Here is a 14315-nt window from a genome sequence, read left to right as displayed (position 1 = left end):
CGGTGTCGCGGTCACGCATATGCAGATGCCCTCCGAAGCAAAGCGAGACCAGAACGACAAAGCATCGATTGGGCAGGAAAACGGGACCCGCCCACAGAGCAGATTTGGCGCAGACTCACTGTCTGTTTCCCATTCGGCGCGGTCATTCGAAAAGGTGGAATCCTCAGGGCCGCCTCGCGCCACAACGCAGCCCGCGTCCCCTCAGCAGGCGGGACTTTGGCGCATTGAGCTCAACTGGCGTGGGGCGACCGTTCTATCGATCGCCAAGCTTGCAGCCGGTCGTCTGGAATGCTAGTGCACTTGTATACAAGAAGACGTTATCAAAATGATCTAGGGTGGATATGGAGTCTATTGCCGTCAGCGTCGCGCGGCCGCACGCGCTCAGCCTGATTTCAGGCTCGCGGCCGAATCCCGGACCGGGTGAAGTGAAGCTGCGTGTCCGTCGCGCCGGAATCTGCGGCTCCGACATGCATATTCTCCACGGCTCCAATCCCTTTGCCCGCTATCCCCGCATCATCGGCCATGAATTCGCCGGCGAGATCACCGCGATCGGCGAAGGCGTCTCGGCGCTCGCGATCGGCGATCATGTCGTTGCCGATCCGGTCGTCTCCTGCGGCCATTGCTATCCCTGCCGCCGCGGCCGGCCCAATGTTTGCGCCACACTCGAGGTCATCGGCGTCCATCGCGACGGCGGCTTCAGCAGCGAGGCGATCCTGCCGGCGAAGAACGCAGTGAAGGTTTCGCGCGACCTGTCATTTGCCGTGGCAGCCCTGGCCGAGCCGCTTTCGGTCGCCGCCAACGTGCTGACCGCGACGGGCTGCGATGCCGAGGACACCGTGCTGGTCTATGGCGCCGGAACGGTCGGCGTCACCGTGCTGCAGGTCGCCAAGCTGAAAGGCGCGCGCTGCATCGTTGTCGATATCGACGAGGCCCGGCTGGAGCGTGCCAAGAGCTTCGGCGCCGATCTCACCATCCACTCCCCTTCCCGCTCCGTTCCCGAGGCCGTGAAAGCGGAAATGGACGGCCTCGGCCCTTCGGTCGTGATCGACGGCGCCGGCATCCCGGCCTTGCTGGAGGAAGCCTGCCGGGTCGCCAGCCCCGCCGGCCGCATCGGACTGCTCGGCTTCTCGCCGGCACCCTGCAATGTCAGCCAGCAGGACATCGTCCGGAAGGAGCTGTCGCTCTTCGGCTCGCGCCTGAACCGGCGGCTCATTCCCGAGGTCGTGAGCTGGCTTGAAAGCGGCCGCCTCGATCCGGCAGCCATGATCACGCAGACCTTCGCCGCGCGCGATGCGCGAGCGGCCTTCGATTTCGTCGAGACGCACCCCGATCGCCTGCTCAAGGTCCAGCTCGCCTTCGACGAATAAACCCGGCCTGACCGGACCCGCTTACAGGAAAGGGAGAGAAACAATGTTGTCCAAGCGCGGAATCATGAAATCGCTTTGCGGTATCGCGGCGGTGGGGCTGTTCGGCATGGCCACGCTCGCCTCCGCACAGGCGCAGAACGCCCCCGGCATTCTCCAGAGCATCCTCCAGCGCGGCACGATCCGCATCGCGGTCCTCGGCAGCCTGCCGCCCTATAGCCGCGTGATGCCCAATGGCGAGCCCGAAGGCTACGATATCGACATCGCCAAGCGGCTCGCCGAGGCGCTGAAGGTCAAGCCGGAATTCATCATTTCGGACATCCCGGCGCGCGTCACCGCCCTGCAGACCCGCAAGGCGGACGTCACGATCGCGGACTTCACCCGCAACGTCGAGCGCTCGACCTCGATCGCCTTCACCAACCCCTATCTCGTCACCACGATGCGCCTGCTCCTGCCGGCGAACAGCCCCTACAAGACCATCGCCGAGGCCAACGAGGCCGGCATCCGCGTCGCGATCTCGCGCGGCGGCACCGCCGAGCGCGCCGTCCCGGCCAATATGCCCAAGGCCCAGATCATCCGCTTCAACACCCAGGCCGACGAGCTCAACGCCGTGCTGACCGGCCAGGCCGATGCGATGGCCGAGGACAATTTCTACAACGGCAACGCTATCAAGGAGAATCCGGGCAAGCTGCGCGAGGCCGAGGGCGACCTGGCCCGCGCCGAAATCGCCATCGGCCTGCCGGCCGGCGACGCGGACTGGCTGCGCGTGCTCAACCTCTTCGTCGATCAGTTCAATGCGTCGGGCGACAACAAGAAGCTGTTCCAGAAGTGGTTCGGCTTCGAGCAGCCGCCGATCCAGGCGAAGTACTGAGTTCGACATGCGGCGACGCCCTCGCGGGCGTCGCTCTTCCGCCGCGGAGTGCATCGGCGCGCCAGTTGAGCCGATGCCGGACAGGAAGGCCTGATCGGTGCCTTATTATTTCTCGTTTCGCAGCATCTATCCCTATCTCGGCGATCTCGCTGCCGCAGCTCAGGCGACGCTGCTGCTCTCCGTGCTCGCGATCGTGCTGAGCGTCGCCATCGGCTCCGGGGTCGCCCTGATGCGCCGCTCGGATTCGCGCCTCCTGCGCTTTACGGGCGGGCTCTATGTCGAGGTGATGCGCAACACGCCGCTGCTGGTCATCCTCTACATCGTCTATTTCGCGCTGCCGCAGCTCGGCCTGCGCATGTCGCCCTTCAATTCCGCGCTGATCGGGCTGACGCTGAACAGCGCCGGCTATATGGCCGAGATCATTCGCGCCGGCCTCGTCGCCGTGCCGCCCGGCCAGTTCGAGGCCGCCGCCTCGCAGGGATTCACGCGCTTTCAGCTCTATCGCCACATCGTGCTGCCGCAGGTCTTCCGCACGATCTACGCCCCGCTCGGCAACCAGTTCATCGCCGTCATCCTCGCGTCCTCGCTGGCCTCGGCCGTCGCGGTCGAAGAGGTCGCGTCCTGGATGCAGACGGTCGGCTCCTCCTCGTTCCGCTTCTTCGAGACTTTCGTCATCGCAGCGGTGGTCTATCTCGTGCTCTGCCAGATCGTGAACCTCGGACGCATCGCCATCGGGCGCTGGCTGTTCCGCCAGCCGGAGGCCTATCGATGAGCGCGCAACTGCTCACCTACATGCCGCTGCTGCTGAAGGCGGYGCTCGTCACCATCTGGCTGTCCTGGCTCGCCCTGCTGATCGGCGCGGTCGGCGGCACGCTGATCGCGCTTGCCAGGATGTCCACGCTTCTGCCGCTGCGGCTGCTGGCTCTGCTGTTCACGGAGTTCTTCCGCTCGATCCCGATCCTGATCGTGCTGTTCTTCGTGTTCTTCGGCATGCCGCTGGTCTTCGGGATCGATCTGTCTCCGTTCACTGCAACGACCGTCGCGCTGGCGCTCCATGCCAGCTCGACCATGTCGGAGGTCATCCGGGCCGGGCTCGAAAGCGTCGGCAAGGGCCAGTGGGAAGCCGCGCGGGCCGCTGGCATGACCTATTGGCAGATGATGCGCCACGTCATCGTGCCCCAGGCGTTGCGCGTCATCCTGCCGCCCTCGGTCGGCGTCTATATCGCGACGCTGAAGGAATCCTCGCTCGCCTCGATCATCGGCTATGTCGAGCTGACCAAGACCGGCCTCCTGATCCGCGAAACCATGGGTAGCAGCTTCGTGCCGCTGCTCCTGCTGGCGCTGATCTACTTCCTCATCAATTACGGCATCTCGCTCGGCGGGGCTGCGCTCGAACGGCGCTTCCACGTCAACACCCGCCTCATGACGGCCGGAGCAGGACAATGACCGACACCGTTCTCAAGTTCGACCATGTCGTGAAGCGCTTCGGGGACAGGACGATCCTCGACGGCGTCTCGACCACCGTGCAGGCCGGCGAGATCGTCTGCTTCATCGGCCCCTCCGGCACCGGCAAGTCGACGCTCCTGCGCTGCGTCAACGGGCTCGAGACCATCGAGGGCGGCAACATCCTCTTCGAGGGCAAGGCCGTGCAAGCCAAGCAGCGCAGCATCATCGACGTGCGCCGCCGCATCGGCATGATCTTCCAGCACTTCAATCTCTACCCGCATCTGACGGCGCTGGAGAACGTCATGCTGGCTCCGGTCGTCGTCCATGGCGAGGACCGCAAGACCGTCGAGGAACGGGCGCGAGGCCTGTTCGAGAAGGTCCGGCTGTCGCACCGCATCAACGCCTATCCGGCGCAGATGTCCGGCGGCGAGCAGCAGCGCGTCGCGATCGCCCGCGCGCTCGCGACCAATCCGCATATCCTGCTGTTCGACGAGCCGACCTCGGCGCTGGACCCCGAGACCGTCGGCGAAGTGCTGGCCGTGATGCGCGACCTTGCCGTGGAAGGCCGGACCATGCTGGTCGTGACGCACGAGATCCGCTTTGCGGCCGATGTCGGCACGCGCATGGTCTTCCTGGACGGCGGCAAGATCGTCGAGGAGGGCAACCCGCGCGAGATGCTGGCGGCCCCAAAGAGCGAGCGCGCCAAGCGCTTCCTCAGCACCATCAGCAACGCCGCGCATTGACGCCCGATGGTCGTGGTCCCGAAAGCCGAGAGCCGCTGGACCGTCACCCAGGTCTATGACGACCTGAGCGGGCGCATTCTCACGGGCCAGTTGCGGCCGGGAGAGGCGCTGTCCGAGATCAAGATGGCGGCGCATTACGGCCTGAGCCGGACACCGGTCCGCCAGGCCTTTCACCGCCTTTCCGTCGAGGGCTTGCTTTCCATCGTCCCTCAGGTCGGCAGCTTCGTCGCGCCGATCCAGCTATCGGCCGTTCGCGATGCGCAATTCGTGCGGCAAACCGTGGAATGCCGCGCCGTGCGCAGCGCCGCCCTCGCTACGGGCCACGAGAAGGAGCGCGTGCTGAACGGTTTGCTCAAGGAGCAGGCCAGGATCATCACGCGCCGCGACCATTATGGGTTCTTCAGCTCCGATGAGGATCTGCATCGAGCGCTCATGCTGATCGCCGGGCATCCGCATGTCTGGGATTTCATTCTCTCGATGAAAACCCAGCTCGATCGCCTGCGCTATCTCTCGCTGGAGAGCCAGGAATGGCTCGAAATGATCTTCCACCAGCATGAGCAGCTGGTGAAATGCGTGCTCGCGCATGATGCCGATGGAGCCGTGGCGCTGATGGAGACCCATCTGCACAGCGCTTCGCTGGCGCTCGAGAAGATCGCCGTCGACCACGCCGAATTCTTCGAGGATTCGCCTCCCCAGCCCGGCGGCACGCCGCCGAAATCCCCTTGAACATGCCTATCTGAGAAAGCGCGAGACCATGGAACAGACCTGGCGGTGGTGGGGCCCCAACGACATCATCCCCCTCGATCACATCCGGCAGACGGGCGCGACCGGGCTGGTGACGGCCCTGCACGAGGTGCCGGCCGGCGAGGTCTGGACGCGCGAGCAGATCCGCGATCGGTTCGATGCCATTGCCGCCAGGCCCGAGCTTGGCCTGCGCTGGAGCGTCGTCGAAAGCCTCTGGATCCACGAGAAGATCAAGCTGGCGGCTGATGATGTCGAGCCGCTCTACGAGCGCTTCCGCCAGTCGATGGTGAACCTCGCCGAGGCCGGCGTGCACATCATCTGCTACAACTTCATGCCGGTGCTCGACTGGGCCCGGACCGTGCTGCGTCACAAGCTGCCGAGCGGCGCCATGGCCCTGCGCTTCAACGCGCATGAGTTCGCCGCCTTCGATTGCTTCATGCTTCGGCGCGAGGGTGCGGAGGCCGACGTCTCGCCCGAAGTGCTGGCCCGCGCCAAGGAATGGTACGACGCCTCGACGCAAGCAGACCGCGACCGCCTGCTCGCCACGATCATGGCCGGCTTGCCGGGCGCCTATGACCGCTACGACATCGAGGGTCTGCGCGTCATGCTGAAACGCTATCAAGGCATCGGCCGCGAACAGCTCCGCGACAATCTCATCCGCTTCCTGAAAGCRATCATCCCGACCGCCGAGAAGGTCGGCATCCGCATGGCGATCCACCCGGACGATCCGCCTCGTTCTCTGCTGGGCCTGCCCCGCATCGCCGGCTCGATGGAGGATTTCGAGGCGATCCTCAGTGCGGTCGACAGCCCTTCCAACGGCCTGACCTTCTGCACCGGTTCGCTCGGGGCCAATCCAAAGAACGATCCCGTCGCGATCGCCGAGCGCTTCGCCGATCGGATCCATTTCGCCCATCTGCGCAACGTCGCCAACGATCCCGACGGCTCCTTCATGGAAGCCGATCATCTCGGCGGCGATACCAACATGGTTGCGGTCATCCGGGTCCTGCTGCGCGAGCAGGCGCGGCGCAAGTCCGCCGGACAAGCCGACTGGCGCATCCCCTTCCGGTCCGACCACGGCCACGAGTTGCTCGACGACATCGGCAAGCCGACCTTCCCGGGTTACCCGGCGATCGGCCGCATGCGCGGCCTGGCCGAGCTGCGCGGCGTGATGACGGCGCTGGCCGACGAGCACGGGTGGCCGCTGTGAGCGCGAGCGGGAAGATCCTTGCCGGCAAGACCGCCTGGGTAACGGGGGCAGCCAGCGGCATCGGGGAGGCCACGGCGCTTGCCCTGAGCCGCGCCGGCGCAACGGTCGCGCTGACCGGCCGGCGCGCGGAGCCGCTGGAGCAACTTGCCGCGCGCATCGCGGGCGAAGGCGGGGAGGCGATCGTCGCCCCCGCCGACGTGGCCGATGTCGCGGCCATCGAGCAGGCGCTCGCGCTCCTCGCCGGCCGCTCGCTGGACATCCTCGTCAGCAACGCCGGCACGAACATTCCCGACCGCTCCTGGTCCAAACTGACGCCGGATTCGGTCGACCTGCTGCTCGACGCCAATCTGCGCGGCGCGCTGCAGCTCTCGCGGGCGGTGCTGCCGGTGATGCAGGCGCAGGGCGGCGGCGTCCTCATCCATATCGGCTCGCTGGCGGCGCATGTCCTCAGCGCCGGCCCCGGCCCGGTCTATACGGCCGCCAAGAGTGGGGTCGTCGCCATGAGCCATGCGATCAATATCGAGCACGGGGTGCACGGCATCCGCTCCTGCGTACTCTCGCCGGGCGATACGCTGACGCCGTTGATGGACAAGCGGCCAGTCAAGATGAGCGACGAGGTGCGGGCCCGGATGCTTCGCCCCGAGGATATCGCCGGCCTCGTACTGCACGTCGCGACACTGCCGCCGCATGTCTGCGTCAACGAGATCATCGTGACGCCGACATCGCTCGTCTGACAGCCAAACATGAGGTCAGAGGCGAGCACCAAGGCTCCGAGCAGGATCGCGCCCGTCACCCAGTCGAGTAATCCGGCCGAGGGCGGCCGTCGGGCTCAAGAAGAACGGCGCCTTCAAACTGTAGCGTGCCCACAGCCCACAAAGGTAGCCGACGCCGGACAGGCTGAGCGCTATTGCTAAAACTCCGGCGAGCAGAGCAGCGACAAAACCGCCACCGCCACTCGAGAGGAACGGCAGGACAGACAGTGCTGCCAGGCCGCGAACGAAACTCATCTTCGCGGAGAAGCTGGTTCTCGGCGCCGTGAAATGGCACTCTGCCCGCCATGCGCATCCTGCTGATCGAGGACAATCGCGAGCTCGCCGACTGGCTCTCCCGCCTGCTGCGCAAGAGCCGGTATGTCGTCGATGCAGTCTATGACGGCGCGGATGCGGATGCCGCGCTGGCGACGCAGCTCTACGATCTGATCATCCTCGATATCGGACTGCCCAACATGACCGGCCTGGAGCTGCTGCGGCGCTTCCGGCAGCGGCGCGGACTCACTCCCGTGATCATCCTGACCGCCAATGACGCGGTTTCGAGCCGGGTGGCCGGGCTCGACGCCGGAGCCGACGACTATCTGGTCAAGCCTTTCGATCCGCAGGAGCTCGAAGCCCGTATCCGGGCCCAGCTACGCCGCAAGCAGGACAGCCGCGTTCCTCACCCCGCTTTCGGGCCTCTGGTCCTGGAAACCGAGAGCCGCCAGTTCAAGCTCGAAAGCACTCCGCTGGATCTGACGGCGCGGGAGTACAGCGTTCTCGAAGCCCTCCTGCTGGCGTCGGGGCGCGTGGTCTCGAAAGCGGCCCTGACCGAAACGGTCTTCGGTCTCAACGACGACGCGACCGACAATGCGATCGAGATCTATGTCCACCGCGTCCGGAAAAAGCTGGGCGATGGCCCGATTGCGATCGGCACCTTGCGCGGGCTCGGCTATGCGTTGAGAAAGACTGCCGGCTAGAGCCGGAAATCCGAAGCGGCGACGCATCTAGACAGTGAGAGCAGGGTTCTTGCGAAAAGCCGGTTCCCCCTTTTTCGCATCCGGCTCGAGGAGCCTGCGCGCCGAGCTGCTGGGCTGGCTGCTGCTGCCTCTGGCCGGTATCGTCGTCTACAACGGCTGGACGGCACAGCGCAGCGCCGAAACCGTGGCCAATCTGATCACCGATCGCATGCTGCTGGCCTCGGCGCGTGTGATTGCCGAGCAGGTTCGCGAAACCGACGGGCGCGTCGAGGCGCTGATCCCGCCTTCGGCGCTGGAAATGTTCGCCTCGCCGGATCGCGACAGGGTGATCTATCGGGTGCTGTCGCCCACGGGACAGCTGATCGCCGGATTTCCGGATATCGAGATGCCGCCTCAGCCGCCGCGCGATCTCCAGCCCGTCTTCTACAATGCGCGTTTCCGCGTCGACGATATCCGGGGCGTGGCTCTCGCACAGCCGGTGATCTCGGAAACCGCCGGGGGCAACGCGCTCGTCATCGTCGCCGCGACGTTGAACGGGCGTGACCGGCTGGTCCGGGAGCTCTGGCTGAGGTCGCTGCGCGACCAGGCGATCCTCGTCTGCATCGCCGCCCTGCTGGCGCTGCTGGGGCTCCGCAGCGGCCTTGCGCCGCTCCTGCGGGTCCGCAATGCCCTGCAGTCGCGCGATCCCGGCTCCCTGCAACCCTTGCGGCGGGAGGATGTGCAGACCGAGCTGCAGCCGCTGATCGATGCGCTCAACCAGGCCTTTGCGCGCGTGCAACGCTACATCGATCTGCAGCGGCGCTTCGTGGCCGATGCCTCGCACCAGTTGCGCACGCCGCTCGCCGTGCTCAAGACGCAGGCCGCGACCGGGCTGCGCGAGGAGACCTCCGCGGGCAAAGGCGACGCGCTGGCCGCGATCGACGGCGGCATCGACGCCATGGGCCGCCTCGTCAATCAGTTGCTGACGCTGGCGCGTGCGGAGCCCGGTGGAGCCGCCCTGCGCAAGGAACGGATCGATCTCGCCGTCATCGCGCGCGCGGCTTTGGAGAGCCTGGCCGGCATCGCTTTCGACCGAAGCGTGGATCTTTCCTTCGAGGACAAGGTCGGTACCCTCCCTCTGGTCGGCCACAGCACGCTGCTGCGGGAGCTCGTGGTCAATCTGGTCGAGAACGCGCTTCGCCACGGGCCCTCCGGGGGCGCCGTGCGCGTGACGCTCGACCGGCAGGGCACGCAGGCCCTGCTGATCGTCGAGGACGAGGGGCCGGGCATTCCCGAGGCGGAGCGGGAACGCGTCTTCGAGCGCTTCCACCGGCTCGCTCCGGCGACGGTCGAAGGAACAGGGCTCGGACTCGCGATCGTTCGCGAGATCGTCGCGGCCCATGGCGGGACGATCTCGCTTTCCGACAGATCCGGCGGACCGGGGCTGCGCGTCCTGGTCGAACTGCCCGTGGCGGACCGAGATGGCACGCCACGGGAGGAGCCTCACTGAGTGTCGTGAAGGGGCGCCGGGCGCCAGGTCGCCAGCCGGTTCTCGACCAGCGTCATCAGATATTCCGCCGCCAGCGCCACGATCATGATGACCACGATCGCCGCATACATGCCGGCCGCATCGAAGGTGCCCTTGGCGATGTTGATGAGCAGGCCGATGCCGTGGCGGGAGCCGACGAACTCGCCCACGATCGCGCCGATGATCGCGAAGCCGAAGCTCACATGCAGCGATGCGAAGATCCAGCTCATGGCCGAGGGGATCACCACCGAACGGGTGAGCTGCCATCCCTTCGCGCCCAGGATCTGGGCATTGGCCATCAGGTTGCGGTCCGCCTCGCGCACGCCCTGGAAGGCATTGGCGAAGACGACGAAGAACACCATCACGAAGGCCAGCGCGACCTTGGAAGCGAGGCCGAGCCCGAAGATCATGATGAAGATCGGCGCCAGGACGACGCGCGGGACGGAGTTGATCAGCTTGATGTAGATCGAGAAGATGTCGGAGAGCATCCGGTTGCGGCCGAGCGCGATGCCGACGACGATGCCCGTCACCGAGCCGAGCGCGAAGCCGGCCAGCGCCTCCTCCATCGTCACCCAGAGGTGGAGCCAGAGCGGGCCCTCCGAGGTGCCRTTGACCACCCAGTCGACCAGCCGTTCCCAGATCGCGCTCGGGCGCGAGAAGAAGAACTCGTCGATGATGCCGAGCCGGGCGCCCGCTTCCCAGCCGCCGAGCAGGACGAAGAGGATCACCCAGCGCCAGAACAGGACCGTGCGGCGGCGGTTGCGGGCGGCCTTGGCGGCGGCCGCCTCGATTTCGGCATCCGACGTGCCGGGCCGGAAGGTCGTGTCGGCTGTGAGGGCTATATCGGTCATGATCGATCTCCTCAGGCAGCCACGGCTTCGTCGCGGGCGGCGCCACGCTCGACCTCGTCGCGCAGATCGTCCCAGATCGTGCGCGAGAGGGCGATGAAGTCCTCCTGGTAGCGGATCTCGGCGACCACGCGCGGGCGCGGCAGCGCCACCGGATAGACCGACTTCACGGTCGCGGGGCCGGCGGTGAGCACATAGACCTTGTCGGCCAGCGCGATGGCTTCCTCGAGATCATGCGTCACGAAGATCACGGAGGCCTTCGCCTCGGACCACAATCCGAGCAGCACGTCGTGCATGATCACCCGCGTCTGCACGTCGAGCGCGGAAAAGGGCTCGTCCATCAGCAGGATCTGCGGCTCGTTGATGAAGGTCTGAGCCAGCGAGACGCGCTTGCGCATGCCTCCGGAAAGCTGATGCGGGTACTTGCTCTCATGGCCGCTCAGATGGACCCGGGCCAGCCATTCGCGGGCCTTCGCATAGGCCTCCTCGCGCGGCTTGCCGCGGAAGAGCGGGCCGGCCACGACGTTGTCGATGACGCTGCGCCAGGGAAAGAGCGCGTCCGTCTGGAAGGCGAAGCCGATCCGGGGATCGATGCCGTCGACCGGGCCGCCGAAGAGCCGGACTTCGCCACTCGACGGCCTGGCGAGGCCGGTGACGAGGTTGAGCGTCGTCGATTTGCCGCAGCCGGTCGGGCCGACCACTGCGACGAACTCGCCGCGGGCGACGCTCATGTTGAAGTCGCGGATGGCCGTCATCGACTTGCCGTCCGGGGTCAGGAAGCGGCGGCTGACATTGATCAGCTCGACCGCCGGGCTTGCGCTCGCCTCGATTGCAGGCATGGAGCCTCCTTCGCCGCGAAAGCGGCGGGATAGGGATAGGCCGAAGGGGAGCGGGCGGAGCAGAGCCACCGCCCGCGGAGAGTCTGGCTGCGAGACCCGCCTTACTTGGCGTTCTTCACGAACTCGGTCGTGTAGGTCTTCGACAGGTCAATCTGCTTGCCCTTGATGTTCTTCGAGAAACCGGAGAGCACGGCCAGCACCGTCTCCGGGCCACCCTGCGGCATGACGCCGTCGGTGGTGAACATCGCCTTGCCGTCGGCCAGAGCCTTCACATAGGCCTCCTTGTTGCCGACGTAATAGTCCTTCGGCATCTTGTCGGCGATCTCTTCGGCGCTGTGGGTACCGATGTATTTCAGCGTCTTGACGAAGGCGTTCGCCAGCTTCTGCACGATGGGCTTGTTCTTCTCGACCCAGGCCGTCGTCATGTAGAGCGAAGCGGCGGGATAGGTGCCGCCCAGAGCCGCCTTGGTCTGCTCGACCGTGCGCATGTCGACGAGGATGCGCGCTTCTCCGGTCGAGAGCAGGCGCGAGATCGTCGGCTCGGTCGTCATGCCCGCCTGGATCTTGTCCTGCTGCATCGCGGCGATGAAGGTGGCGCCGGCGCCGACCGGGACGGAGGTGAAGTCTCCGAGCTGCACGCCCGACTTCATCATCAGATACTGCGTCAGGAAATTGGTCGACGAGCCGAGCCCGGTGACGCCGAGATTCTTGCCCTTCAGATCGGCCATCGATTTGACGTCCGGATATTTCGACGAAACCAGCTCGACCTCACCTGGCGCCTGACTGAACTGCACCACGGACATCACGAACTTGCCCTTGGACTGCAGGTCGACGCAATGGTCGTAGAAGCCGACCACGCCCTGGACCACGCCGRCCAGCATCTCGTTCTCGGCATCGACGCCGGCCGCCTCGTTGAGGAGCTCGACCTCGAGGCCCTCATCCTTGAAATAACCGAGACTCTCGGCGAGCTTGGCCGGCAGGTAGATCTGCTTCTCATAGCCGCCGACCATGATGGTCACCTTGTCGGCGGCCAGCGCCGCGGTCGACGCGGCAAAAAGCGAAGCGAAAGCAATCGAGCGGATGAGAGTCTGCGCGCGCATAAGGCTACTCCTTGTTCGTTTCCTCGTTCGGAAGCGCTTCTCTTGAGTGGAAGCTCTCCGACCATGCATCGGCTTCCTAGGCCGCCAAGCTTTCACCAACCTTTCAGCCTCGCCCGCCCACGGCACCGGCTTCCTTGCACGCGATGCGGCCGGCAGCTCCGCGGCTTATGGCGCGAGCCGGTCAATAAAGGGCATCCCCAGCCCAAACATAACAGCGTCGGCTATCCTACACCCTGTTAGACAACGCAAAAGTTGTCATTGAGACGCGAACGCCAACGGCACAACCTGGCCGCATCGATTTTTTGAATGTCCTAGCAAACGGCCATGATCGCGGCGTTCTGCGCGCATCCGAGCTGACTAGATCTGTTGCAGTCATGGGGCGCTATGAAACCAGTGTCCGGTTTCGGGCGAGTGCCCAATCTCGGGTTGCGGCGCGACCCACGTGCAGCTGGGAACCGGCAATTTGTCACCGGTCCAGCGGCAAAGCCTGGCGCCGATATGCGCCGGGTTTGCGAAGTTGCATCGCCATCAACTGCCCCGATAGACTAAGCGGGTGCCGCTTGCTCAGGCCTTTCCGTTTCGGAGAAGCCCGTTAATCTCCCTTCCCGGGGAGCTGGCTGATGGATAACGCGCACATTGATAACCTGGAAGGAGCCGGAAACGGCGATAGCCAGACGCAAAGCAATCCAGAGATCRTTCCGGACGTTGCTACGGGCTTTACATACGCATCCTACCAGAACGCGATCCCGGTGATCCGCTCCATTCGGATCGCGAACATGAGCGGCCGGCATTTTGAGGGCTGCCGGCTCGATCTGACCTCGACGCCGTCTTTCCTGCGCCTCGGACGCGCGCACAAACGGCAGGCCATCCGCGACTGATGCTCTGCCGGTAAACAGCTGCTAGAGCCGCGTGTGGAGCTGCCCACGGTGGCTGTCGGGTGGCTATTCAGCAATTCTGACCGCTTTCGCCCGACCGCTCGCACAGAAAAAGCATTGCAATTTCAAAGAGTTAGTTGGCGCGCCCGACACGATTCGAACGTGTGACCTTTGCCTTCGGAGGGCAACGCTCTATCCAGCTGAGCTACGGGCGCAAACCGTGRARGSTGGATAGCCGATTGCCGGGCGCTCGGCAACGAGGGATTTTGCAAAGAAGCAAGGTGCCGACAGGCAAAGGTCGCATGATCGAATTGCGCCGGGCATGGCGGGAGTGTGCCGGCGCCGTTTATCTTCGGCCAGCGCTTCCCATATCCACCGGAATGACTGCTTGGTCATGGCCGACATCAAGGAGGCGCGCGCAAAGGTCGCTGCTGCCCTGGTTGCTCTGGAAGCTGTTCGAGCCGTCCAGTTGGGGAACGAAGACCCGCAGTGACGCGTCGCGGAATAGGATGCGGTTGGCTCTCTCCGGCACCGCATGAGTTGAAGTCGCCTGCGGCGCGATCGTGCCGCCCAGGCTCACAAAAGGATTCGTAGCGACGATGTATCGCCTTATCCGTTGAAATATGTGGAGTTTTTGGGGGCGCATTATGCGCGATTCCCAGCTTCGGAGGGACATGCTCCCTCGGCAAGCTGGCTTCAGCGGGCAGCGTTCTCTAGGGTGCGGGTTCCACCGTCAGTGTCGCGTCGTGTTGAACTCTCGATGAGATTGCAACAAGGATCAAAGGGCTAAGATCTCTTTCGCAGCGGTGGATCCGAGTAGCGGCAGAAATCCGTCATCCTCTGCGATTGCCTCGCCTTGTGAAAAGACCGTCAGGATGAACTCGGCCCCGTTCGGAAGGACGGCTCGAAGCGCATCGTGACGTCGAAAATCGGCGCGCTCGTCACCGAGCCAGCGAGTGCGCCCCGCCTTCGACCAGATCTGCGTTCCTCCAGGCATACCGCCGGCGAGATAGCCCATGACCTGATAGGCTCCTCGCCTCGC

14 protein-coding genes, 1 tRNA gene and 1 pseudogene are annotated in these 14315 nt (G+C 65.1%); 11 read left to right on the top strand and 5 right to left on the bottom strand.

Features of this window, described 5'->3' with window-relative positions; all coding sequences use genetic code 11:
* Nucleotides 1-341 precede the first annotated feature (341 nt).
* The 10 genes from AB4Y99_RS10655 (at nt 342) to AB4Y99_RS10610 (ending at nt 9593) form a co-directional block, all read left to right on the top strand.
* Nucleotides 342-1367, top strand: a complete 1026-nt coding sequence (locus tag AB4Y99_RS10655) for a Zn-dependent oxidoreductase (protein WP_441523281.1) — start codon at nt 342-344, stop codon at nt 1365-1367.
* A 43-nt stretch (nt 1368-1410) separates the two neighbouring features.
* Nucleotides 1411-2235 (top strand): transporter substrate-binding domain-containing protein, encoded by an 825-nt coding sequence (locus tag AB4Y99_RS10650; RefSeq protein ID WP_038363331.1) that lies wholly within the window; start codon nt 1411-1413, stop codon nt 2233-2235.
* Nucleotides 2236-2332: 97 nt separating this feature from the next.
* Nucleotides 2333-3007 (top strand): amino acid ABC transporter permease, encoded by a 675-nt coding sequence (locus AB4Y99_RS10645; protein ID WP_142023156.1) that lies wholly within the window; start codon nt 2333-2335, stop codon nt 3005-3007.
* Nucleotides 3004-3681, top strand: a complete 678-nt coding sequence (locus AB4Y99_RS10640; RefSeq protein WP_441523280.1) for an amino acid ABC transporter permease — start codon at nt 3004-3006, stop codon at nt 3679-3681. Before AB4Y99_RS10645 ends, AB4Y99_RS10640 begins: the two co-directional genes overlap by 4 nt.
* Complete coding sequence (locus tag AB4Y99_RS10635; RefSeq protein WP_038363322.1) at nt 3678-4424, top strand: amino acid ABC transporter ATP-binding protein; 747 nt, start codon at nt 3678-3680, stop codon at nt 4422-4424. The genes AB4Y99_RS10640 and AB4Y99_RS10635 overlap by 4 nt, the downstream gene beginning before the upstream one ends.
* A gap of 6 nt (nt 4425-4430) precedes the next feature.
* Nucleotides 4431-5150: a GntR family transcriptional regulator gene (locus AB4Y99_RS10630; RefSeq protein WP_191124571.1), complete on the top strand. Its 720-nt coding sequence runs from the start codon at nt 4431-4433 to the stop codon at nt 5148-5150.
* A 28-nt stretch (nt 5151-5178) separates the two neighbouring features.
* Complete coding sequence (uxuA, locus tag AB4Y99_RS10625; protein ID WP_441523279.1) at nt 5179-6375, top strand: mannonate dehydratase; 1197 nt, start codon at nt 5179-5181, stop codon at nt 6373-6375.
* Complete coding sequence (locus AB4Y99_RS10620) at nt 6363-7109, top strand: SDR family oxidoreductase (RefSeq protein ID WP_441523278.1); 747 nt, start codon at nt 6363-6365, stop codon at nt 7107-7109. Before uxuA ends, AB4Y99_RS10620 begins: the two co-directional genes overlap by 13 nt.
* Nucleotides 7110-7432: 323 nt before the next feature.
* Complete coding sequence (locus AB4Y99_RS10615; protein WP_038363316.1) at nt 7433-8104, top strand: response regulator transcription factor; 672 nt, start codon at nt 7433-7435, stop codon at nt 8102-8104.
* A 49-nt stretch (nt 8105-8153) separates the two neighbouring features.
* Entirely contained in the window at nt 8154-9593 is a 1440-nt protein-coding gene (locus AB4Y99_RS10610) for a sensor histidine kinase (protein ID WP_441523277.1), read from the top strand.
* On the opposite strand, the gene AB4Y99_RS10605 is transcribed toward AB4Y99_RS10610, so the two are convergent.
* The 3 genes from AB4Y99_RS10605 to AB4Y99_RS10595 all read right to left on the bottom strand — a co-directional run bounded on the left by AB4Y99_RS10605 (nt 9587) and on the right by AB4Y99_RS10595 (nt 12398).
* On the bottom strand, nt 9587-10462 hold the full coding sequence (locus tag AB4Y99_RS10605; RefSeq protein WP_112764295.1) for an ABC transporter permease: 876 nt from the start codon (nt 10460-10462) through the stop codon (nt 9587-9589). The two genes, AB4Y99_RS10610 and AB4Y99_RS10605, sit on opposite strands and share 7 nt — an antisense overlap.
* A gap of 11 nt (nt 10463-10473) precedes the next feature.
* Nucleotides 10474-11298, bottom strand: a complete 825-nt coding sequence (locus AB4Y99_RS10600; protein WP_038363313.1) for an ABC transporter ATP-binding protein — start codon at nt 11296-11298, stop codon at nt 10474-10476.
* A gap of 101 nt (nt 11299-11399) precedes the next feature.
* Entirely contained in the window at nt 11400-12398 is a 999-nt protein-coding gene (locus AB4Y99_RS10595) for an ABC transporter substrate-binding protein (RefSeq protein WP_441523276.1), read from the bottom strand.
* Between the two features lie 620 nt (nt 12399-13018).
* On the opposite strand from AB4Y99_RS10595, the gene AB4Y99_RS10590 reads away from it, so the two are divergent.
* Complete coding sequence (locus AB4Y99_RS10590; protein WP_441523275.1) at nt 13019-13276, top strand: hypothetical protein; 258 nt, start codon at nt 13019-13021, stop codon at nt 13274-13276.
* A 135-nt stretch (nt 13277-13411) separates the two neighbouring features.
* Here AB4Y99_RS10590 and AB4Y99_RS10585 read toward each other — a convergent pair.
* Together AB4Y99_RS10585 and AB4Y99_RS10580 are read right to left on the bottom strand one after the other, a co-directional pair.
* Nucleotides 13412-13488: transfer RNA gene (locus AB4Y99_RS10585), tRNA-Arg, on the bottom strand.
* A 563-nt stretch (nt 13489-14051) separates the two neighbouring features.
* A pseudogene (locus AB4Y99_RS10580) lies at nt 14052-14315 on the bottom strand (hypothetical protein); the annotation flags it as partial.

Source organism: Allobosea sp. TAB14, from assembly GCF_052113865.1.
Lineage (GTDB): Bacteria > Pseudomonadota > Alphaproteobacteria > Rhizobiales > Beijerinckiaceae > Allobosea > Allobosea spartocytisi.
The sequence above is the reverse complement of the archived record's forward strand: the minus strand, read 5'-3'. Positions and strand labels throughout refer to the sequence as shown.

What these genes read in the sequence shown, in the direction of transcription:
- AB4Y99_RS10655 (WP_441523281.1), top strand. Translation starts at nt 342, where the DNA reads ATGGAGTCTATTGCCGTCAGCGTCGCGCGGCCGCACGCGCTCAGCCTG.
- AB4Y99_RS10650 (WP_038363331.1), top strand. Translation starts at nt 1,411, where the DNA reads ATGTTGTCCAAGCGCGGAATCATGAAATCGCTTTGCGGTATCGCGGCG.
- AB4Y99_RS10635 (WP_038363322.1), top strand. Translation starts at nt 3,678, where the DNA reads ATGACCGACACCGTTCTCAAGTTCGACCATGTCGTGAAGCGCTTCGGG.
- AB4Y99_RS10630 (WP_191124571.1), top strand. Translation starts at nt 4,431, where the DNA reads ATGGTCGTGGTCCCGAAAGCCGAGAGCCGCTGGACCGTCACCCAGGTC.
- AB4Y99_RS10615 (WP_038363316.1), top strand. Translation starts at nt 7,433, where the DNA reads ATGCGCATCCTGCTGATCGAGGACAATCGCGAGCTCGCCGACTGGCTC.
- AB4Y99_RS10600 (WP_038363313.1), bottom strand. Translation starts at nt 11,298, where the DNA reads ATGCCTGCAATCGAGGCGAGCGCAAGCCCGGCGGTCGAGCTGATCAAT.